Here is a 21,885-nt window from a genome sequence, read left to right on the forward strand (position 1 = left end):
TAACTTATAGGGTGATTTTAGGTGTGAGGCCCCTATTTAAGACCAACTCCCCCAAACTAAACACAATTAGGGCTAGCCCAAAATAGGCTGGGACTGATACAATCTTCTCTTTTCGCAATTAATGGAGTTATGTCATGGCAAAAGTTTGCCAAGTCACTGGGAAGAAGCCGATGGTTGGCAACAATGTATCCCATGCAAACAATAAAACGAAGCGTCGCTTTTTGCCGAATTTGCAAAACCGTCGTTTCTGGGTTGAATCTGAAAACCGTTGGATTAGCTTGCGCTTAACCAATGCTGGTTTGCGCGTTATCGACAAGAACGGCATCGATGCTGTGTTGTTTGATCTCCGTGCACGTGGCGAAATTTAAGGAGCGCACAAATGGCTAAAGGCGGCAGAGAAAAAATCAAGTTAGAGTCATCAGCAGGTACTGGTCACTTCTACACAACTTCAAAAAACAAGCGTACAAAGCCTGAGAAAATGGAGATCATGAAGTTTGATCCAACCATTCGCAAGCACGTTGCTTACAAAGAAACAAAGCTGAAGTAATTACTTCTTTCAGCAAATAAAAAACCCGCTACATCAGCGGGTTTTTTATTGTCTAGAAATTTATTTAAGCGTAACGACGCAATCTCAAAGAGAACTCACGCAAGCTAGTTAAGCCGCTCTCTTCTGCGTGCTGACACCAAGCGTGCAACTGGGATAGTAATTGTTCTTTGGTGGCTGAAGAACGACTCCAGATTGCTTGTAACTCACGACGCATTTCAATCATCTTTCGCAACTGAGCATTGCTTGCCATCAACTCTTCAAGCTTTAACTTCTCTTGTTCAGTCAAGCGTGACTCGTCCTTGGCTAACCAAGTTCGAGCATCACCCAGATGCGCAGCTAAGACCTGCATGTGCTGCACCTCATTACTAAAGAAGCTACGCAATGTCTTGCTATACCGGGCCATGATTTCATAGCGATTTGCAATGATGGCTTCTAAAGTATTTTGATCTGCAGGACGCAAGTGACTCAGCACTGGTTTAGGAGGTGTTTTTTTCACAGTTGCTAAACCAACAGCGCTCATGATCTGGATATACATCCAACCAATATCGAACTCGTACCATTTATTCGATAGCTTCGCACTTGTTGCAAAAGTGTGATGATTGTTATGCAGCTCTTCACCGCCAATCAAAATTCCCCAAGGCACAATGTTTCTGGAAGCATCTTCGCAATCAAAATTGCGATAGCCCCAAAAGTGGCCAATACCGTTGATCACACCAGCAGCTGTAATTGGGATCCATAACATTTGTACTGCCCAAACCGTTAAGCCAATCGCACCAAATAAAAACACATCAATGATGAGCATGATGGCAACGCCCTGCCAAGAAAACTTGGAGTAAATGTTGTGCTCAACCCAATCATCGGGAGTGCCATGGCCAAACTTATCGAGAGTCTCTTGGTTAGCCGTTTCTTTTTTATAAAGCTCAGCGCCGCGAGAAAGCACAGTATTAATTCCCAAAACTTGCGGGCTATGTGGATCATCTACAGTCTCACATTTAGCGTGGTGCTTGCGGTGAATGGCGGCCCACTCCTTGGTCACCATGCCTGTGGTTAACCAAAGCCAAAAACGGAAGAAATGTGAAACGATTGGATGCAGATCTAAAGCACGGTGCGCCTGGCAACGGTGCAAGAAAATGGTGACTGCTGCAATCGTGATGTGGGTGGCTACCAGGGTAAAAACGGTAATCTGCCACCAAGACCAATCTAAATATCCATTGGCAAGCCAGTGGAGAAACAAATCAAAACCTGAAGCTGTATTCAAAAGGGATTCCCTAAAGAGATCTAAACCTCTATTTTAGTTCTTTAGGGGCCTTCTTGTTTTTGACCTTAGTCTCTTTTTGATCGTCTTTTTCAGATTCAGGGGCTGGGGCGGCTGCCTTCTTTTGGAAAACTGCTCCAAAGAAACCGTCTGTTCCATGAATATGAGGCCATAACTGCCACCAAGGATTGTCAGGACTGCATCCTAAAGGTAATTTTTCCTTTGGAAACAATGGCTTAAGAACTTCGGCAGCTGGAACAACCTCAAATTGGGGGTGTTTTGCCAGAAAATCCTCGGCAATCGCCTGATTTTCTTGAGGCAATAGGCTGCAGGTCGCATAAACCAGGCGACCACCTGGCTTTAATAGCCGTGCAGCCGAGTGCAGGATGTTCATTTGCTTCTGGTTTAACTCCAAAACCCCCTCTGGGGTCTGGCGCCACTTCAAGTCAGGATTGCGTCGCAAAGTACCCATGCCGCTACAAGGGGCATCTACCAGCACTCGATCAATCTTGCCGGCAAGGCGTTTGATCTTGGCATCGTTCTCACTATCAATCCACACAGGATGTACGTTAGAAAGGCCGCTACGGGCTTGTCTTGGCTTCAAATTAGCCAAGCGACGCTCAGATGTATCCAAAGCATATAGACGCCCTGTGGAGCGCATGATGGCTCCAATCGCTAGAGTCTTACCGCCAGCACCAGCGCAAAAGTCCACGACCATTTCACCGCGCTTTGGTGCAAGCAAATAAGCCAAGAGCTGACTACCTTCATCCTGCACTTCAAACATGCCTGCTTTAAAGCCTGGCGTATTTTGTAAGGCTGGTTTACCCATAATGCGCACACCATCAGGTGCATATGGAGTTGGAATTGCTTGATAGCGACCACCTAATGCATTCATCTGCGCGAGCAATTCTTCGCGATTGGTTTTCATGGTGTTCGCACGCAAATCTAATAATGCTGGATGCATTAAAGATTTAGCCAACTCTTCACGAGATTCTTCACCAGGATATTTACCAAATGCATCCCACAACCACTCGGGCAAATTATTACGAACGAGAGGATTTAAGGCAGCGGGATCAACTGTTGCAAAACGTTGCAACCATTCATATTCACCAGCTTTTAATACGTGGGCTAGGTCAGCAATCGCACTCTCAGCGCGGTTAGCAGATCCCAAACCACCTTCAGACAAAGCAGACAGCAAACCCAATAGGGCTAAGCGTCTAGCCTGTGATCCCTCACCGCTAGAAGCAAATTGTGAGAACTCATTTTTACGACGCAAGATCGCAAATGCACTTTCTGCAATCAAAGCGCGGTCACGATTTCCAAGTTGCTTCTCTTCTCTGAAATAACGACTGACTACTCGGTCTGCTGGTTGCTCAAAACTGAGCAACTCTGGAAGCAAGCGCTCGAGATGAATTGCATGCTGTGGCAATGCTTTTGCATTAGAAAAATTCTTTTGACCTTCAGGCGCGATGAGATTACCGCTGGCATTGCGACGCTCAGGTCGACGCAATGGATCTTTCGATTTCGCTGCGTAACTTTTGTGGGGGGCTAATCTGCTGCCAGATTTGCGGGGTGGACGTTCTGCACTCATAATTTAAAAAATTGCGACTCCGGGGGTTGTAACTTCACTTGATTACCTTCTATTCGCAATCGTCCATCGAGGAACCATTTTACGGCCCGCGGGTAAATTTGATGCTCAGCCGTCAAAACACGGGCCGCCAAGGTATCCGCATCATCCCCCTCTAACACCGGAACTGAGGCCTGACAAATAATTGGCCCCTCATCCACACCCTCATTCACAAAATGGACTGTAGCGCCATGCTCTTTGACTCCAGCCTCTAAAGCCCGCTCATGGGTATGTAAACCAGGGAAGGCGGGCAATAACGCTGGGTGGATATTGATTAAACGGCCCTCGAAATGACGAATAAATCCTGGGGTCAAAATTCTCATAAATCCAGCAAGAACCACTAAATCAGCTCCTAAAGCGTCTATCTGCTGGATTAAGGCGGCGTCAAAGGACTCTCGGTTGGGGTGCTCTTTATGCTCAATTGCAAAAGCTGGAATACCCTGCGAGCGAGCAAAATCAAGGCCCTTAGCCGCTGAGTGATTCGCTATCACCCCAGCAAATGTGACTGGCCATTGCTCTTTTTGGGCTGTTTTGTATATGGCCTCGAAATTAGATCCGCGGCCTGAGATTAAGGTGACGATAGAAGGCATGCCCACAATATAATTGATGGCTACCCTGAAAGCGATTTTGTGAACGTATTCCGTGGCCCCACCCAGTTTTCTGCAGGACCAGCTTGTGCCCTAACCATCGGTAATTTCGATGGCGTGCACAGGGGTCATCGCGCCCTACTCAAGGAACTTGTCGATGGCGCCAAGAATCGAGGCTTGGTCAGCTGCGTCATGACCTTTGAGCCACATCCAAAAGAATTCTTCTCCCCAGAACAAGCGCCGCCCCGCATTCTGAATTTGCGTGACAAATTAGCAGCGCTTGCCGATCTCGGAATTGACCGTGTAGTTGTGGAGCATTTCAACTCCGCTTTTGCAAAACTCACCCCAGAACAATTTGTTTCTGAAATTATCGTCAAGCGATTAAATGCTAAATGGATTTTGATTGGCGATGATTTTTGCTACGGCGCTAAACGCGCAGGTAACTTTGCTAGCTTAAAAGCTGCTGGCGAAAAATATGGTTTTGAGGTGTCAAGTATTCAAACGATCCAAGAAGGCGGCGAACGCATTTCAAGCTCTGCGCTGCGCACAGCACTTGCAAGTGGCGATATGCAGTTAGCTGAAAAATTATTAGGTCGTCCTTACGGAATTTCTGGGCACGTTATCCATGGTCAACAGCTCGGTCGTCAATTAGGTTTTCCTACTTTGAACTTGGCGGTTGCCAATCACTTACATCATCGCAAACCAGCGACTACCGGAATCTTCACCGCACAAGTTTTAGGTCTGAGTGATAAGCCGCTGCCAGCAGTGGCCAGCCTGGGCGTGAGACCCACAGTGGAAGATGAAGGCAGAGTATTGCTAGAGACCCATATCTTTGATTACAACGCGGATGTATACGGGAAAATTATCACCGTAGAACTCTTAGAAAAAATCCGTGATGAGGCGAAGTACCCAGACCTCGAAACCCTTACACAAGCGATTGCATCTGATGCAGCGCATGCCAGAAATTATTTCCAGAAAAAAGCTTATGTCTGAAAAAGAAAACTCTTATCCCGTTAATTTGCTAGATACCTCCTTTCCGATGCGAGGTGATTTAGCCAAACGCGAACCACAGTGGGTTGCTAGCTGGCAAAAAAATAATCTCTACGAAAAAATTCGTGCCGCACATGCTAACCAACCAAAGTTCATCTTGCATGATGGCCCTCCATATGCAAACGGCGATATTCATATTGGGCATGCAGTCAATAAGATTTTGAAAGACATGATTGTGAAGTCCCGCTGGCTCATGGGTTTTGATTCTGCATATGTGCCAGGCTGGGATTGTCATGGCATGCCAATTGAAATTCAGATTGAAAAAGAGTTTGGTAAAAATTTACCAACTGCTGAGGTTCAATCTAAAGCACGCGCCTACGCGCATGTCCAGGTTGAGAAACAGAAAAAAGATTTTGAGCGCTTGGGCGTTCTGGGGGATTGGAATAACCCCTATCTCACCATGAACTTCCGTAATGAAGCTGATGAAATCCGTGCTCTGGGCAAGATCTGGGAAAAAGGCTATGTCTTCCGCGGCTTAAAGCCGGTGAACTGGTGTTTTGATTGTGGCTCTGCACTTGCAGAAGCTGAAGTGGAGTATCAAGATAAAACCGATCCAACAGTTGATGTCGGTTTTGCATTTGACGATGCTCAGCGTCCACAGCTAGCAAAAGTATTTGGACTTTCTGAGTTGCCCAATAAGCCAGGTCAAATTGTGATCTGGACAACAACGCCTTGGACTATTCCTGCCAACCAAGCGATGAACGTTCATCCAGAGCTTACTTATGCACTGGTAGATGTTGGCGATAAATTATTAATCCTCGCAAAAGATCGCGTTGAAACTTGTTTGCAGGACTATGGTCTTGAGGGCAAAGTGATTGCGACTTGCCAAGGTGCACAGTTGGCAAATATTTCTTTCTGGCATCCATTGGCGCCATTACACGAAGGCTACAAACGCCTCTCACCAATTTATCCGGCTGAATATGTCACGCTCGATACAGGTACAGGCATTGTTCACTCAGCACCCGCTTATGGTGAGGAAGACTTTAAATCCTGCAAAGCCAACAAACTTGCTGACAAAGACATTCTCAATCCAGTCATGGGCAACGGCGTGTACGCATCTTGGTTACCACTCTTCGCCAATGAATATATCTGGAAAGCAAACCCCAAGATTGTTGAAGCAATTCGTGAAGCGGGCAGCCTCTTACGCGATAAAACCTATACACACTCATACATGCATTGCTGGCGCCATAAGTCGCCGATTATTTACCGCGCTACCTCACAATGGTTTGCGAGCATGGATAAGAAGCCATCCGATGGCAAAGCTAGCTTGCGTGAGACTGCTCTAGCCGGCATTGAGAGCACTGAGTTCTTCCCTGCCTGGGGTAAGCAACGCTTAAACAGCATGATTGCCAATCGTCCTGACTGGACTTTGTCACGTCAGCGCCAATGGGGCGTGCCTATGGCTTTCTTTGTCCATAAAGAAAGTGGTGAGCCACACCCACGCACTGTTGAACTCCTTGAAGAAATCGCCAAGCGAGTAGAAAAAGAAGGTATTGAAGCCTGGCAAAAATTAGAAGTTACCGAACTGCTGGGCAAAGAAGCCGCCCAATACGAAAAGAACAAAGATACTTTAGACGTTTGGTTTGATTCAGGCACAACGCATTGGCATGTCATTCGTGGATCACATCGTGATGAGTTGTTAACTGCTGAGGCAGAAACACCAAACGGTCGCTTGGCTGATTTATACCTTGAGGGCTCAGACCAACATCGCGGCTGGTTCCATTCCTCATTGCTAACAGGCGCAATGCTTGATGGCAAGCCACCATACAAAGCACTCTTGACTCACGGCTTCACTGTAGACGGTCAAGGTCGCAAGATGAGTAAGTCAGTGGGCAATGTGATTGCCCCTCAGCAAGTAGCAGACAAGCTTGGCGCAGAAATTATTCGCCTCTGGGTGGCTTCTACTGACTACTCAGGTGAAATGACGATCTCGGACGAGATTCTCAAGCGCGTGACAGAGAGCTATCGCCGCATTCGCAATACCTTGCGCTTCTTGCTGGCCAACCTGTCTGACTTTGATCCAAGCAAACATACGATGCCCGCTGATCAATGGCTTGAGATTGATCGCTATGCTGTTGCGCTTGCCAATGCATTACAGAGTGATGTGGAAGCGCACTACAAGGCTTATGAATTCCAACCTGCAGTCGCGCGCATGTTGACTTTCTGCTCTGAAGATTTAGGCGGCTTCTACCTCGATATTCTGAAGGATCGCCTCTACACCAGCGCACCCGACTCCCCTGATCGCCGTGCAGCGCAGAACGCTCTATTCCATATCACTCGCAATCTCTTGAAATGGTTATCTCCATTCCTCTCCTTCACTGCAGAAGAAGCCTGGAAAGACTTCCCACATGGTTCAGGAAGCAAGCCTGCTGAATCCATCTTTATGGAAGAGTTTGGCCAGTTCCCAGAAATTGCTCATGCCGATGAATTACTCGCTAAATGGAGTCGCATTCGTGAAATTCGCTCTGAAGTTACCAAGGCAATTGAAGTCGAGCGTGAGGCCGGCAATGTGGGCTCATCCTTACAAGCCGAACTGACAATCAAAGTGGGTGATATCGACTTTGCGATTTTGCATTCGCTTGAAGATGACTTACGCTTTGTCACCATCACCTCTAGTGCCAATATTGAGTTGAGCAATACAGGCTTAGAAGTATTGGTACGTGGCAGCCAATATAAAAAGTGTGGTCGCTGCTGGCATCACACCAAAGATGTGGGCGGCAATACTGATCACCCAGAATTATGTGGTCGCTGTATCAGCAACTTATTTGGCGATGGCGACCACCGCCTGTTTGCCTAAGATACCTTTTTATGAAAAGTCTCACTCTGCTTCGTTACCTCGCAATTGCGATCATCGTGCTCTTGCTAGATCAACTTAGCAAGTGGTCAGCGCTGAGTAATTTGCAAATGGGTGTGCCTGTGGCGGTATTACCATTTATGAACTGGTTGCTCCTCTTTAATCCAGGCGCAGCATTTTCATTTTTAGCAGAGGGTTCTGGTTGGCAGCGCTGGTTCTTTACCATCCTTGGTCTAGGAGCGTCGATTTATATTATTTGGCTGCTGTATAAAAGCCAAAGCGACAAACTATTCTGCATAGCCCTGAGCCTCATCTTAGGTGGAGCCCTGGGCAATGTCCTGGATCGAGTCATGTATGGTGCTGTAGTCGACTTTATCGACCTGTATTACGCTAATTGGCATTGGCCGGCATTCAATATCGCCGATAGCGCCATCTGCATTGGCGCCGCCCTCATCATTTGGGGTGAATTACGCAAGTCATTTGGCAAATCTGCCCAATCCCATTAAGCTGGCGCCATGCAATCACTCTTAAATAAGAAGATCGTTCTCGGCATCTCTGGCGGCATTGCAGCCTATAAAGCTCCAGAACTTGCACGCCAGTTAATGCAAGAAGGCGCTTCGGTACAAGTAGTCATGACAGAGGCTGCGCAGCAGTTTGTAACGCCAGTAACTATGCAAGCCCTCACAGGTAACCCGGTTTACTTAAGCCAATGGGATAGCAGCATTCCAAACAATATGGCGCACATCGAGCTATCTCGCTCAGCAGATGCGATTTTAATTGCTCCCGCAAGCGCCGATCTGATGGCCAAACTTTCATTGGGCTTAGCAGATGACTTGTTGACCACGCTTTGCCTGGCAAGAGATTGTCCACTTCTTCTGACTCCAGCAATGAATAAACAAATGTGGGAGCATGCAGCCACCCAGAGAAGCGCACAAAGACTGACGTCAGATGGCGTCACCCTGCTTGGGCCTGCGAACGGCTTTCAGGCGTGCGGCGAAGTTGGCATGGGCCGCATGCTCGAACCTGCTGAAATTACCGAGCAAGTGATTGCCTTCTTCCAGAAAAAAACTTTAGTCGGTAAAAAAGTACTGATTACTGCCGGCCCTACTTTTGAAGCAATCGATCCAGTGCGGGGCATTACGAACCACAGCTCAGGCAAGATGGGTTTTGCAATTGCAAGAGCCGCTGTCGAAGCCGGTGCTCAAGTCCACCTTATTGCTGGCCCCTGCGATCTTGTTACACCACTGTTGGCAACAGGCCAAATTACCCGCACTAACGTAGTTAGCGCCAAAGAAATGCATGAAGCCACGCTAAGCGCAGCTGAAAGCGATGTTTTCTTTGCAGTTGCTGCTGTTGCTGACTGGGGAATCGCGAAGCCAGCCAATGAGAAATTAAAGCGCCAAGGCAATCAAGCGCCAAACCTGGATTTTGTCGCCAACCCAGATATCTTGTTAGATATTGCCAAGTCAGTGAAGACCAAAAATGGCAAGCCTTACCCTTATTGTGTTGGTTTTGCTGCCGAATCAAATGACCTGGAAAAGCATGCCGACGAAAAGCGTAGGCGCAAAGGCATTCCAATGATTGTCGGCAATATCGGCCCCGATACCTTTGGTAGCGACCTCAATCAATTAATTGTTATTGACGCTAGTGGCAGCAAGAAAATTGCTAAGGCAGAAAAACTGCAATTAGCACGTCAACTCATTCAATTAGTTGCCAAGAAAATTTAAGTAGTGCCCCACTTTTTTACTTACATTCCCCGTTTTAGGAAATTCCATGCAATCTCTCCAAGTCAAAATTCTCGATGAACGTATGCGCGACCAATTGCCAACCTATGGCACACCCGGTAGCGCTGGACTCGATCTGCGCGCTTGTATTGATGAGGCGATCGAAATTGCCCCAGGTCAAACCGTTCTTGTGCCAACTGGCTTGGCAATATATGTGGAAGATCCAGGCTATGCAGCCTTCATTCTCCCGCGCTCAGGCTTAGGTCATAAGCACGGCATCGTACTGGGCAACCTAGTGGGCCTAATCGATTCTGACTACCAGGGTCAACTGATGGTGAGCACCTGGAATCGTGGCTCAACTCCATTCAAACTGGAGCCGATGGAGCGCTTGGCTCAATTGGTGGTGATGCCCGTGCAACAGGTGGAACTTAAAGTAGTAGAAGAGTTCTCCGAAAGCAGTCGTGGTGCAGGTGGTTTTGGCAGTACAGGCAGAGCTTAAGCCATACCCATTTTTTAATGCCTGCATCGTTGAAACAAAAAAGCCACCCGTAGGTGGCTTTTCTTTTGAGCACAAATTGCTTATTTACGAATATGCGCTTTACGAGCAGCATCTTGTGACATGCCAGCGCCAGCGCCTTCACGAGACTCTTTTTCAGCAGTAATTTCTTTGCGGCGCTCTTTGCAAGAACCAGCAATCTCTTGCAACGCTTTACGAGCACGAGCAGCAGAAGCTTTAATGCCTTTGCCTTGAAACTTTTCATTTTCAGCTTTGTAGGCTTCAAAAGCTTCGAGTAATTTATCGTGATGGGACATATTTTCCTTTTTTGGTTTGTATTTATTTAAATAAATGGGTTCATTAAATTTCTTCGGCTGGTGCCACATCAGCCTTAGCACGCTTTCCTGGCAATACCGGTGCATCAAAGTTCAAGAGCACTTTGCCATCCGCATCAATATCAACATCCACATGACCGCCTTGGGCTAGCTTACCAAATAAAAGCTCGTCAGCCAGCGCTTTGCGCACAGTGTCCTGAATGATGCGTTGCATTGGGCGAGCACCCATTAAAGGATCAAAGCCATGCTTAGCAAGGTGTGCACGCAATGCAGCACTGAAAGTAGCATCTACTTTCTTCTCATGTAATTGCTCTTCGAGCTGCATCAAGAACTTGTCAACAACGCGCATGATGATGGACTCATCGAGCGCCTTGAAGGAGACGATGGCGTCCAAACGATTACGGAACTCAGGTGTAAAGAATTTCTTGATATCAGCCATCTCATCACCTGACTCACGGGCATTGGTAAAACCGATGGTAGATTTCTGCATCGCTTCTGCACCAGCATTGGTAGTCATGATGATGATCACGTTACGGAAGTCAGTCTTGCGACCATTGTTATCTGTCAGGGTTCCATGATCCATTACCTGCAAGAGAATATTGAAGATATCTGGATGCGCCTTCTCAATCTCATCAAGCAAGAGTACGCAATGTGGCTTCTTATTGACAGCCTCAGTCAGTAAGCCACCTTGATCAAAGCCAACATAACCTGGAGGCGCGCCAATTAAACGACTCACTGCATGACGCTCCATGTACTCAGACATATCAAATCGCAACAACTCAATACCAAGGATGTAAGCGAGCTGTTTAGCTACCTCAGTCTTACCAACACCAGTTGGACCGGAGAACAAGAAAGAGCCAATCGGACGGTCAATCTTGCCAAGACCGGCGCGAGTCATCTTAATGGCGCTAGCCAATGCTTCAATTGCAGGATCTTGACCAAACACTACGCTCTTAATGTCGCGATCCAAAGTCTGCAACTTGCTGCGATCATCCACGGTAACGGACTGTGGCGGTATACGCGCAATCTTTGCAACGATCTCTTCGATTTCTGGACGACCAATGGTTTTCTTCTGCTTAGACTTAGGCAGGATGCGTTGTGCAGCACCGGCCTCATCGATGACGTCAATCGCCTTATCAGGCAAGTGACGGTCATTAATGTAGCGAGCTGAAAGCTCTGCAGCTGCAACCAAAGCGCCGGCCGCATATTTGACACTGTGATGCTCTTCAAAACGAGACTTCAACCCACGCAGAATTTGTACTGTTTGATCCACTGTTGGCTCTACTACATCTACTTTTTGGAAGCGACGAGATAGTGCGGCATCTTTTTCAAAAATGCCGCGGTACTCTGTAAAGGTGGTTGCGCCGATACATTTAAGCTGACCATTAGATAGTGCAGGCTTTAACAAATTACTTGCATCTAATGTTCCGCCTGATGCTGCACCAGCGCCAATCAATGTGTGAATCTCATCAATAAACAAAACACCATGGGCATGATCTTTAAGGGACTTGAGAACACTCTTCAAGCGCTGCTCAAAATCACCGCGATATTTAGTGCCCGCTAAGAGCGCACCCATATCTAATGAGTAAACCGTAGCATTGGCCAAAATATCAGGAACATCGCCTTTGACAATTCTCCAGGCTAAGCCCTCGGCAATCGCTGTTTTACCTACGCCAGCCTCACCAACCAACAATGGGTTGTTCTTACGGCGGCGGCACAAGACTTGAATAACACGCTCTACCTCGCTCTCGCGCCCAATCAATGGGTCAATCTTGCCTTGACGGGCCATCACGTTAAGGTTCTGCGTGTACTGCTCAAGAGGACTTTCTTTACCAGAAGAACCGGCCTCCTCAGTCTCTTGGGTAGGCTCAGCAGGCTTCACATGCTCAGACTGATCTTTGCGAACGCCATGACTAATGAAGTTCACTACATCTAATCGTGTAACGCCTTGCTGTTGCAAGAAATACACTGCGTGTGAATCTTTTTCACCAAAGATGGCAACCAATACATTTGCGCCAGTCACTTCTTTCTTACCATTCGATGTAGATTGCACATGCATGATGGCGCGCTGAATAACACGCTGAAAACCTAATGTCGGTTGTGTATCGACTTCATCATTACCGGGCACTACGGGCGTATTGTCATTAATAAAGTTTTTGAGCTGGGCGCGCAGCTCTGCAATATTGACGGCGCAGGCTTTTAAAACCTCGACAGCAGTAGCGTTATCAAGCAAGGCCGCAAGCAAATGCTCGACCGTAATGAACTCATGTCGCGATGCCCTTGCGTCAACAAACGCCATGTGCAAACTCACTTCTAATTCTTGGGCAATCATGCTTCCTCCATAGTGCACTGTAGTGGATGACCCGCTTCACGGGAGAGTTCTATAACTTGATGCACTTTTGTGGCAGCAACATCGCGAGTAAAAATTCCGCAAACGCCCTTACCTACCAAATGCACTTGCAACATGATGCGTGTAGCTGTTTCATGATCTTTATTAAAATACTCCTGAATCACCATCACCACAAATTCCATTGGTGTGTAATCGTCATTCAATAGTAAAACTTTATACATCGAAGGCGCCTTAACTTGCTCGACCTGCTTTTCGAGAAGAATGGTGTCTTCAATATATGGATTACCGGGGTTGCCAGTAGTGGGATTTTTTGGTGCGCGACTCATGAGAAGCATTCTAAACACAGATATTGAAACTTTAATTTCATAGGGTCTTGTTGCGAAAACCACGCAAAAACCCCTCTTAAACCCATATTGGGGCATTTTTCGATAAAAAAGGGGGTATTTACTAGGGGGTAGGTGCATATAACTCCTTGACACCCCTCCAAAAAGGGCAAACAATCAGGGGGTAGGCTTCAAGAGAGGTTCTATTTAGGCGTGTTGTGGATTGAGACTGATTAAAAAGTATTTACCCTCATCACGGTTGTTTTAAGTTTATGTAATGGAGTTCGCATGGCGACCGGAATTGTTAAGTGGTTCAATGATGCAAAAGGTTTTGGCTTTATCAAACCTGATGATGGTGAAGAAGAGTTGTTCGCGCATTTCAGCGCAATTACTATGCCTGGGTTCAAAACCCTCAAGGAAAACCAAAAGGTAACGTTTGACATTACCCAAGGACCTAAAGGCAAGCAAGCTACCAATATCCAAGCGGCTTAATAGTCCTTAGATCATTATTAAAAACCCAGGATTCGTTCCTGGGTTTTTTTTCGTCTGCAATTTGCCTCCCTTAAAATGCACAACATGCTTATTTCAAAAAACAACTTCATCAAACTATTCGCGCCCCTCTTTCTCTTTAGCTCCAGCCTTTCGCTAGCCCAAGTCAATACAGGCCTGCCCACCATTGAACTCAAAGCGGGCATCTACCGTATTCAGGCTGAGCTAGCGGATACACCCAAAGCAAGAGAAGTTGGCCTCATGAACCGCACAAGCATGCCAACCAATTCTGGAATGTTGTTTGTGTTCGAACAAAAGGCGGGTCATTGCTTCTGGATGAACAACACCAAGATCCCGCTATCCATTGCATTCATTGCTGATGACGGCAAGATTGTGAACATCGAAGAGATGCATGCAGACACAACCAATAATCACTGCCCTAAAGCTGCCGTGCGTTATGCGTTAGAAATGAACAAACGATGGTTCTCAGAAAGAGTTATCGTTCCAGGCACTGTGGTCACTGGTCTACCGAAGAGGTAAGAAATTAAAAGGTAATAAAAAACGCAGACCTCGGTCTGCGTTTTGCTTTATAGAAATGCTTATTTACTCAAAATGGCAAACATAGTGAACAGGTTGCTCGGCGCGAATAATGAAATAACCGCCCTTTTCCACTTCCCAGCTTTGGCCCGCTTTGAATTCTTGCTCAGGAGCGCCATTGATGCTGACAAAAGCAGTGCCATCAACCACTTCCATAACTTCTCTAGTGCTTAAGTCAAAGCGTAAGGTGCTTGGCAATACAACACCAACTGACTTACGTTCGCCATTTGGCAATGTCACGGTATGAGAAACACATTTACCATCGAAAAATACATTAGCTTTTTTACCTACGGAAACTTGATCAAATTGCATGCTGACTCTTTCTATTCTATTTAGTTCTAATCGTTTATTTGAATTTGCTTTTCGTTATTTCTGAGCACGCTTACGTCTAGCTGTTTCAGCAATACGCATACGCAAGGCATTGAGTTTGATAAATCCGCCAGCATCTGCCTGGTTATAAGCACCGCCATCATCATCAAAGGTCGCAATATTCTGATCAAACAAAGTATTAGCTGAATCACGTGAGATAACGGATACAGAACCCTTGTAGAGCTTCAACCGGACAACGCCATTGACAGCTTGTTGAGTGTGATCAATCAATGTTTGCAAAGCTAAGCGCTCTGGCGCCCACCACAAGCCGTTGTAGATCAAGCTTGCATAGCGTGGCATCAAATCATCTTTCAAGTGGGCTACTTCGCGATCCAGAGTAATACTTTCGATACCGCGGTGAGCCTTGAGCAGGATGGTGCCGCCAGGGGTTTCATAGCAACCACGGCTCTTCATGCCAACAAAACGGTTCTCTACCAAATCCAAACGACCGATGCCGTGCATGCCACCAATACGGTTTAATTCAGCAAGCAATTCATGTGGCTTATACGCTTTGCCATTAATTGCAACAGGATCACCCGCTTTAAATTCAATTTCGATAATCTCTGGAGCATCTGGAGCCTTCTCAGGGGAAACCGTCCAACGCCACATAGACTCTTCAGCTTCAGCATTTGGGTTTTCCAAATGACGGCCTTCATAACTAATATGCAATAAGTTGGCGTCCATGGAATAAGGCGAACCACCTTGCTTATGCTTCATCTCAACTGGAATGCCATGCTTTTCTGCGTAGGCCATCAACTTCTCACGTGACAGCAGATCCCATTCACGCCAAGGAGCAATCACTTTGATTCCTGGCTCCAAGGCGTAGTAACCCAGCTCAAAACGCACCTGGTCATTACCTTTACCAGTAGCGCCGTGAGATACAGAGTCGGCACCAGTTAAACGAGCGATTTCAATTTGACGCTTAGCAATTAAAGGGCGGGCAATAGATGTGCCTAACAAGTATTCACCTTCGTAAATCGTATTCGCACGGAACATCGGAAACACGAAATCGCGCACGAACTCTTCGCGCAAGTCATCGATGAAAATGTTTTCTGGTTTGATGCCAAACTGCAAAGCCTTAGCGCGTGCTGGCTCGAGCTCTTCGCCTTGACCCAGGTCAGCTGTAAATGTCACGATCTCACAGCCATAGGTATCTTGAAGCCACTTCAAGATCACGCTTGTATCGAGACCACCGGAATACGCTAAGACTGCTTTTTTAATATCGGACATTTTTTATTCAATCAAAAATAAATTAAAACGAATTACAAAAATTTTTACTCAATTAATCCAAGCGGCCACAAAGCAAATACTCCATCAAGGCCTTTTGGACATGCAAACGATTTTCCGCCTCTTCCCAAACAATACTTTGCGGGCCATCAATCACTCCAGCTGAAACTTCTTCGCCACGATGGGCTGGCAAGCAATGCATAAATAAAGCATCTGGTTTGGCCACAGCCATTAATTCTTCATCCACCATCCAGTCTTGGAAGGCATTCATGCGTGAAGTATTTTCATCTTCATAGCCCATGCTGGTCCAAACATCGGTGGTCACCAAGTCAGCGCCTTTACAGGCATCTTTAGGATCGCCGCAAATCGTCAAATGCTTTGCCGCATTAGGCGTCAAACGCGCTGGATCCAGTTGATAACCTTCTGGTGCAGAGAAGCGCAACTGAAAATCTAAGCATTCAGCAGCTTGTAGCCAGGTGTACGCCATATTGTTTGCATCGCCTACCCAGGCGACGGTCTTGCCTTGAATTGGGCCACGCGCCTCAACAAAAGTGAAGATATCAGCCAGAACTTGGCAAGGATGAAATTCATTGGTCAGGCCATTTATTACTGGAACGCGCGAATTAGACGCAAAGCGCTCAATAATTTCCTGACCAAAGGTGCGGATCATGATGATGTCAGTCATCCTTGAAATCACCTGCGCAGCGTCCTCTACAGGCTCACCACGGCCTAACTGAGTATCGCGGGTGTTCAGATATACGGCATGTCCACCAAGCTGGTGAATGCCCGCCTCGAACGACAAACGCGTACGAGTGGAATGCTTCTCAAAAATCATCGCCAAAGTTCGGTCATGCAGCGGATGCCAAGTTTCATAACTCTTGAACTTAGCCTTTAGCCATGCAGAGCGCTTGAGTAAATAGTCATATTCCTCGCGAGTGAGGTCAGAAAACTGCAGATAGTGCTTTACCTGACCGGGCACTTGCGGCTTTGCCAAGGATGTCATAGTTGAGCTTTCTACTAAAGTTTTGGCTTGCATTTTTTTCTTCAAACATTCGGCTGCACGAAAATGGACCCTAAAGTCATCTTACGGCCAACCCAGGCTGTTAAGCTAGAGGGCTTAGTAATACTATTTTCTACAACCATCATTACGCGAACTTGAACCACAAAAAGCTTTTCATTCAAGGCATTACCACTTCTGGCAAACCATTTCGGCCCAGCGATTGGGCGGAGCGTCTGTGCGGGGTGATGGCTACTTTTCGCCCACCCGGTGACTCCGGGGACCCTCGCTTCACTTATTCGCCCTACGTCAGACCCGTACTAATTGCAAAAGTGAAATGCGTTGTTATTGATACTAGACTAGGGGACCTAGATCCTAGAGCGCTAGACTTTGTCATGAACTTTGCCAAAGACAACAGCCTACCAATCGAAGAGGCATGTGAGTTCAACCCAGCAGCCCCAACCCAGCCTTAAAAACAAAAACCCGCTCTGATGAGGAGCGGGCTTAGATCGAAACTACTTCGACCAGCCTAAAACTAAAAACGTATTACGCTGCCATCGCCTTGATAGCTGCGGACAAACGTGACTTCTGACGAGCAGCAGTATTTTTGTGAGCAATCTTTTTGTCAGCAATCTTGTCGATTGTTGCTTGAGTCGCTGCGAATACTTTTGCAGCAGCTGCTTTGTCACCAGTTTCAATCGCTTTACGAACTGCCTTGATGGAAGTGCGGAGCTTTGAACGCAAACTGGAGTTATGTTCGTTTTGTTTTACTGCTTGGCGTGCACGCTTGCGCGCTTGTGCTGTATTGGCCATCTTTAAACCTTGCCTCTATAAATTGCAAAATGCGATTAGTTAAAAATCTTGCGGACTTGCCAGATTCATAAGCAAGCTCGCCAAAACCCAAGATTTTACCTTAAAGGGGCAAAAAAGCCCAGCCGACCGATAAATAGGTGAAAATCGGCTCATGAATCTGCTTTCTGCCGCCGCCAAGGTCAGCTCCCTGACCATGCTGTCCCGTATTACGGGCCTGCTTCGGGAGACCCTGATTGCCCGTAGTTTCGGGGCTTCGGAGTGGACAGATGCCTTTAATGTGGCTTTTAGGCTACCTAATTTGCTGCGCCGGTTATTTGCCGAAGGGGCCTTTTCCCAGGCTTTTGTGCCGATTTTGGGGGAAATCTCCAGCAATGGGGACCAAAAACAGGCCCAAATCCTCGTAAATGCGGTCGCTACCCTCTTATTTTGGGCTTTGCTGCTTACGGTATTGGTAGGCGTCATCGGCGCCCCAGTGCTCATTTTGGCCATTGCTACCGGATTTAAGGGTGGTCCGGCTTATGAAGCAAGCGTAGTCATGACTCGGATCATGTTCCCCTACATTGGTCTTATTTCCCTAGTTTCACTCTCAGCCGGAATTCTCAATACATTCCAGCGCTTTGCAATCCCCGCCTTTACCCCAGTTTTACTGAATTTAGCCCTGATCGGTAGCGCCCTATTTTTGGCGCCCCACTTAGAGCAACCCATTTATGCCCTAAGCATTGGCGTTTTACTGGGCGGCGTTTTGCAATTAGCTATTCAGGTGCCAGCACTCTCTCGTCTCGGTCTTTTGCCTCGCATTGGCTTATTGCCAGGAGCAATTAAAGCAGCCGTCTCCAATCCTGATGCAAGACGCGTACTCAAGCTGATGGGGCCCGCAGTATTTGCTGTATCGGTTGCGCAAATTTCTCTCATCATCAACACCAATATCGCTTCGCGCTTGCAGGCTGGCAGCGTGTCATGGCTATCGTATGCAGACCGCTTAATGGAGTTTCCAACCGCACTTCTTGGGGTTGCCCTTGGCACCGTTCTCTTACCTAGCCTGAGCAAAGCGAATGCAAAAAAAGATTTAGTTCACGCCGGTGAACTACTCATCTGGGGTTTGCAACTAACATTCTTACTGGCTGCACCATGTGCCCTTGCGCTCTTTATTTTTGGAGAACCTCTCGCAGCTGTGCTGTATCACTACGGAAAATTCAATGCACTGGATGTGATGATGACCCAACGTGCACTAGCGGCTTACGGTGTTGGCCTCATTGGATTAATTCTCGTAAAAATTCTAGCGCCCGGCTTTTACTCTCGCCAAGATATCCGCACCCCAGTAAAAATTGGTTTACTAGTTTTGGTGGCAACCCAATTGGCTAACCTAGTTTTTGTCCCCTGGCTTGGTCATGCTGGCCTTGCCCTCTCTGTGGGAACGGGTGCCTGCCTAAACGCTGCTCTACTTTGGGTGGGCCTGCATCGCCGCGGGGCCTTGCCTAGCTCAGCCTGGATCAAATACTTGGGACAGCTACTGTTTGCCCTTATCCCCTTCGCGGCAGTACTTTTTTACGCCGCCAGCGCACATAATTGGATCGCCTTACAAGCCGAACCATGGTTGCGAGTTGGCTTACTAGCCGCCTGGTTAGCTATTGCAGCAATTGTTTACTTTGCATCCCTAGGCTTAGTTGGAATTCGCTGGCAAAAATTCTTGCGTCATGCAAAATAGCCCTTATGCCAACACAACAACTCGACTACTTCACCTCCTTAGTTGCTGAAGACGAACACTTCCCTTTAACTGAAGCTGCGATCGCTGTCGCACAACATGCCTATCCGGATTTAGACGTCCAGGGCGTGCTTGATAAGCTTGATCAATTGGGCAATAAATTAAAGTCGCGCGTAACGCCAGATACATCACCGGTTCAGCGCCTGCAAATTCTGAAGCATTTCTTTTATACAGAGTTGGGCTTTGGCCCCAACCAGAATGATTTTTATGCTCCAGAAAATTCATACTTACATTACGTTCTAGAGAATCGCAGAGGCATACCAATCTCATTGGCAATTTTGATGATTGAACTAGGCAATCAAATTGGTTTAAAAATTCGCGGCGTTTCGTTTCCCAATCACTTCATGATGCGCATCTCCTTGCAACAAGGCGAAGTGATCATGGATCCTTTAACTGGCGAATCACTCTCCAAGACGCAGCTACAAGAAATGCTCGACCCTTATTTGGATGCCAAAGGCTATCGAGGTGAGCTCAGTCTGCCACTCAACATCTTCCTACGTGCCTCAAGCTCACGGGAAATCCTGTCGCGCTTCCTTAGAAACCTCAAAATGATTTATTCAGAGCATGAGCGCTGGGAACGTTTATTGGGGATTCAGGAACGCCTGGTGATTCTACTGCCCGACTCCATTGAAGAGGTCAGAGACCGTGGCCTGATCTTTGCGCAGCTTGAGTATTTGCGTCCCGCCCTAGAAGACATGCATCGCTACCTAAGCGAAATGCCAGAAGCTGAAGATGCCGGTGATATTCGCGAGCATATTGCTACACTCGAAAGTCAAACTAAGCTGCACTAAAGCCAATCTAGATTTGGCTTTAGCTTAAGTTTTTTCGTATTCTTTTAAATTTTCTTGCGCTGGAAAATTTTATAGAGCGCCGCCAGCACTACTGGTATCGCTGCTGCGCCAATACCAATCAATACGATTACATTGAGGTTTTGACGTATCACTGGAATATTGCCAAAGAAATAACCTGCAATAACTAAACTGAAAACCCAGAGCAGAGCACCAGTGACATTGAATAACTGAAAGCGCGAGAAGTTCATTTCTGAAACGCCAGCAACAAACGGTGCAAAAGTTCTAATGATGGGCAAGAAGCGCGCAACAATAATGGTCTTGCCGCCATGCTTTTCATAAAAGGCATGGGTTTTTAATAATGCGCCTTGATCAATCCAGCGGGACTTACTACTAAAGACTCTTTTACCAATCCAGCGACCAATGAAATAGTTCACCGTATTGCCTGCAATTGCCGCAACCAATAAACCGATACATAAAGTCCAGATATTGAAATGCTCGGTAGCGCAATAAGCGCCTGCAATAAATAAGAGTGAGTCACCGGGCAGAAATGGTGCAACAACTAAACCCGTTTCCGCAAAAACAATTGCAAATAAGAGGCCATAAGCCCAAGGGCCGTATTGCTGAATCACTACATCGAGATGTTTATCAATATGCAGTAATAAATCGCCTAATTGCAAAAGGGTATCCATTCGCTCGCTCTCTAATTTATTGGTTGTTGCGGATATTAACAGGCTCTTATAATCGGGTATGCCAACTGAACCCTACATTCAGCCTATGCATGCTCTAAATGAAGCCCCCATTCTTTGTATTGTTGGGCCTACTGGTGCAGGCAAAACCCACCTCGCCATGTCCTTGGCTGAGTATGCAAAATCCATTGGTTTAGCGATTGAACTCATCAGCATGGATTCTGCGCTGGTCTATCGCGGTTTAGATATTGGCAGCGCCAAACCTACCAAGGCTGAACAAGCGGCGGTCATTCATCACCTAATTGACATCATCGATCCAACTGAAGTGTATTCAGCGGCTCGCTTTGCCAAGGATGCAAAACGTCTCTGCACTGAGATTCGTGAGCGCGGAAATATTCCAGTAGTTGTTGGTGGAACAATGTTGTATTGGCGCGCCTGGGCACATGGTCTATCTTCTCTGCCACCAGCTAATCCAGAAATTCGCGCCCGCCTGGATGAAGAGGGTAAAAATATTGGGTGGCCAGCTATGCATGACAAACTGGCCAAAGTAGACCCTGATACGGCTGCTCGCTTGAAGCCCAATGACTCTCAACGAGTACAGCGTGCTCTGGAAGTTTTTGAAATTACCGGCAAACCCATGTCAGTGTTGCTGGCTGATTCGCCAAGTGAAGATGGCAGAGAAGGTTCTGCCATTCCATCATGGATTGATTTAGTTTCACTTGAACCCAGCGATCGCAAACGCTTACATCTCAACTTAGAAAAGCGCTTTGATGAAATGCTTGCGGCAGGATTCATGGATGAAGTGAAAGTATTGCGTGCTAACACCGGATTACACGCAGACTTACCAGCGATTCGCTCAGTCGGCTATCGCCAAGCTTGGGAATTTCTCAATGGGGAAATTGATGCCGAAGAAATGCGCTACAAAGCATTGGCAGCAACCAGACAGCTTGGCAAGCGTCAGCTCACATGGCTGCGTGCAATAGATGGAAGAAAAACATTTGATCCCTTCAACCCCAAAGAGTTGAAGGCTGCATTGGAATACTGCAAAAGCAACTTAAAAAAATAA

Annotated in this window: 24 protein-coding genes; 13 read left to right on the forward strand and 11 right to left on the reverse strand. The window is 46.9% G+C overall.

Annotated features, from left to right (window positions below):
* Positions 1–134 precede the first annotated feature (134 nt).
* Positions 135–368, forward strand: coding sequence for a 50S ribosomal protein L28 (gene rpmB / locus QMF28_RS08235; protein ID WP_281742255.1), 234 nt, complete (start codon positions 135–137; stop codon positions 366–368).
* An 11-nt stretch (positions 369–379) separates the two neighbouring features.
* On the forward strand, positions 380–547 hold the full coding sequence (gene rpmG, locus QMF28_RS08240; protein ID WP_015421876.1) for a 50S ribosomal protein L33: 168 nt from the start codon (positions 380–382) through the stop codon (positions 545–547).
* Between the two features lie 64 nt (positions 548–611).
* Here rpmG and QMF28_RS08245 read toward each other — a convergent pair whose 3' ends face one another.
* The 3 genes from QMF28_RS08245 to purN are packed head-to-tail and all read right to left on the reverse strand — an operon-like array spanning position 612 to position 4,019.
* Positions 612–1,805: a DesA family fatty acid desaturase gene (locus QMF28_RS08245; protein WP_281742259.1), complete on the reverse strand. Its 1,194-nt coding sequence runs from the start codon at positions 1,803–1,805 to the stop codon at positions 612–614.
* 28 nt (positions 1,806–1,833) lie between these two features.
* On the reverse strand, positions 1,834–3,393 hold the full coding sequence (locus QMF28_RS08250) for an RsmB/NOP family class I SAM-dependent RNA methyltransferase (protein ID WP_281742260.1): 1,560 nt from the start codon (positions 3,391–3,393) through the stop codon (positions 1,834–1,836).
* Positions 3,390–4,019 carry a phosphoribosylglycinamide formyltransferase gene (purN, locus tag QMF28_RS08255; protein WP_216212397.1) on the reverse strand — a complete coding sequence of 210 codons (630 nt, stop codon included), beginning with the start codon at positions 4,017–4,019 and terminating at the stop codon, positions 3,390–3,392. The genes QMF28_RS08250 and purN overlap by 4 nt, the downstream gene beginning before the upstream one ends.
* Before the next feature lie 39 nt (positions 4,020–4,058).
* Here purN and QMF28_RS08260 point away from each other — a divergent pair, with 39 nt between their 5' ends.
* From QMF28_RS08260 to dut, 5 genes are read left to right on the forward strand one after another with little or no spacing between them, the layout of a single operon-like run.
* Positions 4,059–5,009 (forward strand): bifunctional riboflavin kinase/FAD synthetase, encoded by a 951-nt coding sequence (locus QMF28_RS08260; RefSeq protein WP_281742261.1) that lies wholly within the window; start codon positions 4,059–4,061, stop codon positions 5,007–5,009.
* Entirely contained in the window at positions 4,984–7,863 is a 2,880-nt protein-coding gene (gene ileS / locus QMF28_RS08265; RefSeq protein WP_425594916.1) for an isoleucine--tRNA ligase, read from the forward strand. The genes QMF28_RS08260 and ileS overlap by 26 nt, the downstream gene beginning before the upstream one ends.
* Positions 7,864–7,874: 11 nt before the next feature.
* Positions 7,875–8,366: a signal peptidase II gene (gene lspA / locus QMF28_RS08270; RefSeq protein ID WP_281742264.1), complete on the forward strand. Its 492-nt coding sequence runs from the start codon at positions 7,875–7,877 to the stop codon at positions 8,364–8,366.
* Between the two features lie 9 nt (positions 8,367–8,375).
* Entirely contained in the window at positions 8,376–9,587 is a 1,212-nt protein-coding gene (gene coaBC / locus QMF28_RS08275; protein WP_281742266.1) for a bifunctional phosphopantothenoylcysteine decarboxylase/phosphopantothenate--cysteine ligase CoaBC, read from the forward strand.
* A gap of 46 nt (positions 9,588–9,633) precedes the next feature.
* Positions 9,634–10,083 carry a dUTP diphosphatase gene (gene dut / locus QMF28_RS08280; RefSeq protein ID WP_281742268.1) on the forward strand — a complete coding sequence of 150 codons (450 nt, stop codon included), beginning with the start codon at positions 9,634–9,636 and terminating at the stop codon, positions 10,081–10,083.
* A gap of 80 nt (positions 10,084–10,163) precedes the next feature.
* On the opposite strand, the gene QMF28_RS08285 is transcribed toward dut, so the two are convergent.
* The 3 genes from QMF28_RS08285 to clpS are packed head-to-tail and all read right to left on the reverse strand — an operon-like array spanning position 10,164 to position 13,100.
* Positions 10,164–10,397 (reverse strand): hypothetical protein, encoded by a 234-nt coding sequence (locus tag QMF28_RS08285; protein ID WP_281742270.1) that lies wholly within the window; start codon positions 10,395–10,397, stop codon positions 10,164–10,166.
* A gap of 43 nt (positions 10,398–10,440) precedes the next feature.
* The gene (clpA, locus tag QMF28_RS08290; protein ID WP_068320834.1) at positions 10,441–12,747 is read right to left on the reverse strand and encodes an ATP-dependent Clp protease ATP-binding subunit ClpA; all 2,307 of its coding nucleotides are present in this window, start codon (positions 12,745–12,747) and stop codon (positions 10,441–10,443) included.
* On the reverse strand, positions 12,744–13,100 hold the full coding sequence (clpS, locus tag QMF28_RS08295) for an ATP-dependent Clp protease adapter ClpS (protein ID WP_425594917.1): 357 nt from the start codon (positions 13,098–13,100) through the stop codon (positions 12,744–12,746). Before clpS ends, clpA begins: the two co-directional genes overlap by 4 nt.
* A gap of 276 nt (positions 13,101–13,376) precedes the next feature.
* Here clpS and QMF28_RS08300 point away from each other — a divergent pair, with 276 nt between their 5' ends.
* Both QMF28_RS08300 and QMF28_RS08305 read left to right on the forward strand, forming a co-directional pair.
* Complete coding sequence (locus tag QMF28_RS08300; RefSeq protein ID WP_011903586.1) at positions 13,377–13,580, forward strand: cold-shock protein; 204 nt, start codon at positions 13,377–13,379, stop codon at positions 13,578–13,580.
* A gap of 84 nt (positions 13,581–13,664) precedes the next feature.
* Positions 13,665–14,117, forward strand: a complete 453-nt coding sequence (locus QMF28_RS08305) for a DUF192 domain-containing protein (protein ID WP_281742274.1) — start codon at positions 13,665–13,667, stop codon at positions 14,115–14,117.
* A gap of 63 nt (positions 14,118–14,180) precedes the next feature.
* Here QMF28_RS08305 and ppnP read toward each other — a convergent pair whose 3' ends face one another.
* Genes ppnP through argF form a run of 3 tightly spaced genes read right to left on the reverse strand, consistent with a single transcriptional unit; the run spans position 14,181 to position 16,773 of the window.
* Complete coding sequence (ppnP, locus tag QMF28_RS08310) at positions 14,181–14,486, reverse strand: pyrimidine/purine nucleoside phosphorylase (protein WP_068320837.1); 306 nt, start codon at positions 14,484–14,486, stop codon at positions 14,181–14,183.
* Between the two features lie 54 nt (positions 14,487–14,540).
* Positions 14,541–15,773, reverse strand: a complete 1,233-nt coding sequence (locus QMF28_RS08315; RefSeq protein WP_281742275.1) for an argininosuccinate synthase — start codon at positions 15,771–15,773, stop codon at positions 14,541–14,543.
* Positions 15,774–15,825: 52 nt separating this feature from the next.
* Positions 15,826–16,773: an ornithine carbamoyltransferase gene (gene argF / locus QMF28_RS08320; protein ID WP_281742277.1), complete on the reverse strand. Its 948-nt coding sequence runs from the start codon at positions 16,771–16,773 to the stop codon at positions 15,826–15,828.
* A gap of 152 nt (positions 16,774–16,925) precedes the next feature.
* Between argF and QMF28_RS08325 the strand changes: the two genes are divergently transcribed.
* Positions 16,926–17,240 (forward strand): DUF3579 domain-containing protein, encoded by a 315-nt coding sequence (locus QMF28_RS08325; protein ID WP_068320842.1) that lies wholly within the window; start codon positions 16,926–16,928, stop codon positions 17,238–17,240.
* A 73-nt stretch (positions 17,241–17,313) separates the two neighbouring features.
* Here the strand turns inward: QMF28_RS08325 and rpsT are convergent, their stop codons facing one another.
* Positions 17,314–17,580 carry a 30S ribosomal protein S20 gene (gene rpsT / locus QMF28_RS08330; protein ID WP_068320845.1) on the reverse strand — a complete coding sequence of 89 codons (267 nt, stop codon included), beginning with the start codon at positions 17,578–17,580 and terminating at the stop codon, positions 17,314–17,316.
* A gap of 151 nt (positions 17,581–17,731) precedes the next feature.
* Here rpsT and murJ point away from each other — a divergent pair, with 151 nt between their 5' ends.
* The gene (gene murJ / locus QMF28_RS08335) at positions 17,732–19,285 is read left to right on the forward strand and encodes a murein biosynthesis integral membrane protein MurJ (protein WP_281742280.1); all 1,554 of its coding nucleotides are present in this window, start codon (positions 17,732–17,734) and stop codon (positions 19,283–19,285) included.
* A gap of 5 nt (positions 19,286–19,290) precedes the next feature.
* Positions 19,291–20,133, forward strand: a complete 843-nt coding sequence (locus QMF28_RS08340) for a SirB1 family protein (RefSeq protein ID WP_068320847.1) — start codon at positions 19,291–19,293, stop codon at positions 20,131–20,133.
* A 44-nt stretch (positions 20,134–20,177) separates the two neighbouring features.
* On the opposite strand, the gene QMF28_RS08345 is transcribed toward QMF28_RS08340, so the two are convergent.
* Entirely contained in the window at positions 20,178–20,822 is a 645-nt protein-coding gene (locus QMF28_RS08345) for a VTT domain-containing protein (RefSeq protein WP_068320849.1), read from the reverse strand.
* A 58-nt stretch (positions 20,823–20,880) separates the two neighbouring features.
* Between QMF28_RS08345 and miaA the strand changes: the two genes are divergently transcribed.
* The gene (gene miaA / locus QMF28_RS08350) at positions 20,881–21,885 is read left to right on the forward strand and encodes a tRNA (adenosine(37)-N6)-dimethylallyltransferase MiaA (RefSeq protein ID WP_281742281.1); all 1,005 of its coding nucleotides are present in this window, start codon (positions 20,881–20,883) and stop codon (positions 21,883–21,885) included.

It is taken from the genome of Polynucleobacter yangtzensis (genome assembly GCF_027924165.1).
Lineage (GTDB): Bacteria > Pseudomonadota > Gammaproteobacteria > Burkholderiales > Burkholderiaceae > Polynucleobacter > Polynucleobacter yangtzensis.

What these genes read in the sequence shown, in the direction of transcription:
- rpmB (WP_281742255.1), top strand. Translation starts at nt 135, where the DNA reads ATGGCAAAAGTTTGCCAAGTCACTGGGAAGAAGCCGATGGTTGGCAAC.
- rpmG (WP_015421876.1), top strand. Translation starts at nt 380, where the DNA reads ATGGCTAAAGGCGGCAGAGAAAAAATCAAGTTAGAGTCATCAGCAGGT.
- QMF28_RS08250 (WP_281742260.1), bottom strand. Translation starts at nt 3,393, where the DNA reads ATGAGTGCAGAACGTCCACCCCGCAAATCTGGCAGCAGATTAGCCCCC.
- purN (WP_216212397.1), bottom strand. Translation starts at nt 4,019, where the DNA reads ATGCCTTCTATCGTCACCTTAATCTCAGGCCGCGGATCTAATTTCGAG.
- lspA (WP_281742264.1), top strand. Translation starts at nt 7,875, where the DNA reads ATGAAAAGTCTCACTCTGCTTCGTTACCTCGCAATTGCGATCATCGTG.
- coaBC (WP_281742266.1), top strand. Translation starts at nt 8,376, where the DNA reads ATGCAATCACTCTTAAATAAGAAGATCGTTCTCGGCATCTCTGGCGGC.
- dut (WP_281742268.1), top strand. Translation starts at nt 9,634, where the DNA reads ATGCAATCTCTCCAAGTCAAAATTCTCGATGAACGTATGCGCGACCAA.
- QMF28_RS08285 (WP_281742270.1), bottom strand. Translation starts at nt 10,397, where the DNA reads ATGTCCCATCACGATAAATTACTCGAAGCTTTTGAAGCCTACAAAGCT.
- clpA (WP_068320834.1), bottom strand. Translation starts at nt 12,747, where the DNA reads ATGATTGCCCAAGAATTAGAAGTGAGTTTGCACATGGCGTTTGTTGAC.
- clpS (WP_425594917.1), bottom strand. Translation starts at nt 13,100, where the DNA reads ATGCTTCTCATGAGTCGCGCACCAAAAAATCCCACTACTGGCAACCCC.
- QMF28_RS08300 (WP_011903586.1), top strand. Translation starts at nt 13,377, where the DNA reads ATGGCGACCGGAATTGTTAAGTGGTTCAATGATGCAAAAGGTTTTGGC.
- QMF28_RS08305 (WP_281742274.1), top strand. Translation starts at nt 13,665, where the DNA reads ATGCTTATTTCAAAAAACAACTTCATCAAACTATTCGCGCCCCTCTTT.
- ppnP (WP_068320837.1), bottom strand. Translation starts at nt 14,486, where the DNA reads ATGCAATTTGATCAAGTTTCCGTAGGTAAAAAAGCTAATGTATTTTTC.
- QMF28_RS08315 (WP_281742275.1), bottom strand. Translation starts at nt 15,773, where the DNA reads ATGTCCGATATTAAAAAAGCAGTCTTAGCGTATTCCGGTGGTCTCGAT.
- argF (WP_281742277.1), bottom strand. Translation starts at nt 16,773, where the DNA reads ATGACATCCTTGGCAAAGCCGCAAGTGCCCGGTCAGGTAAAGCACTAT.
- rpsT (WP_068320845.1), bottom strand. Translation starts at nt 17,580, where the DNA reads ATGGCCAATACAGCACAAGCGCGCAAGCGTGCACGCCAAGCAGTAAAA.
- murJ (WP_281742280.1), top strand. Translation starts at nt 17,732, where the DNA reads ATGAATCTGCTTTCTGCCGCCGCCAAGGTCAGCTCCCTGACCATGCTG.
- QMF28_RS08340 (WP_068320847.1), top strand. Translation starts at nt 19,291, where the DNA reads ATGCCAACACAACAACTCGACTACTTCACCTCCTTAGTTGCTGAAGAC.
- QMF28_RS08345 (WP_068320849.1), bottom strand. Translation starts at nt 20,822, where the DNA reads ATGGATACCCTTTTGCAATTAGGCGATTTATTACTGCATATTGATAAA.
- miaA (WP_281742281.1), top strand. Translation starts at nt 20,881, where the DNA reads ATGCCAACTGAACCCTACATTCAGCCTATGCATGCTCTAAATGAAGCC.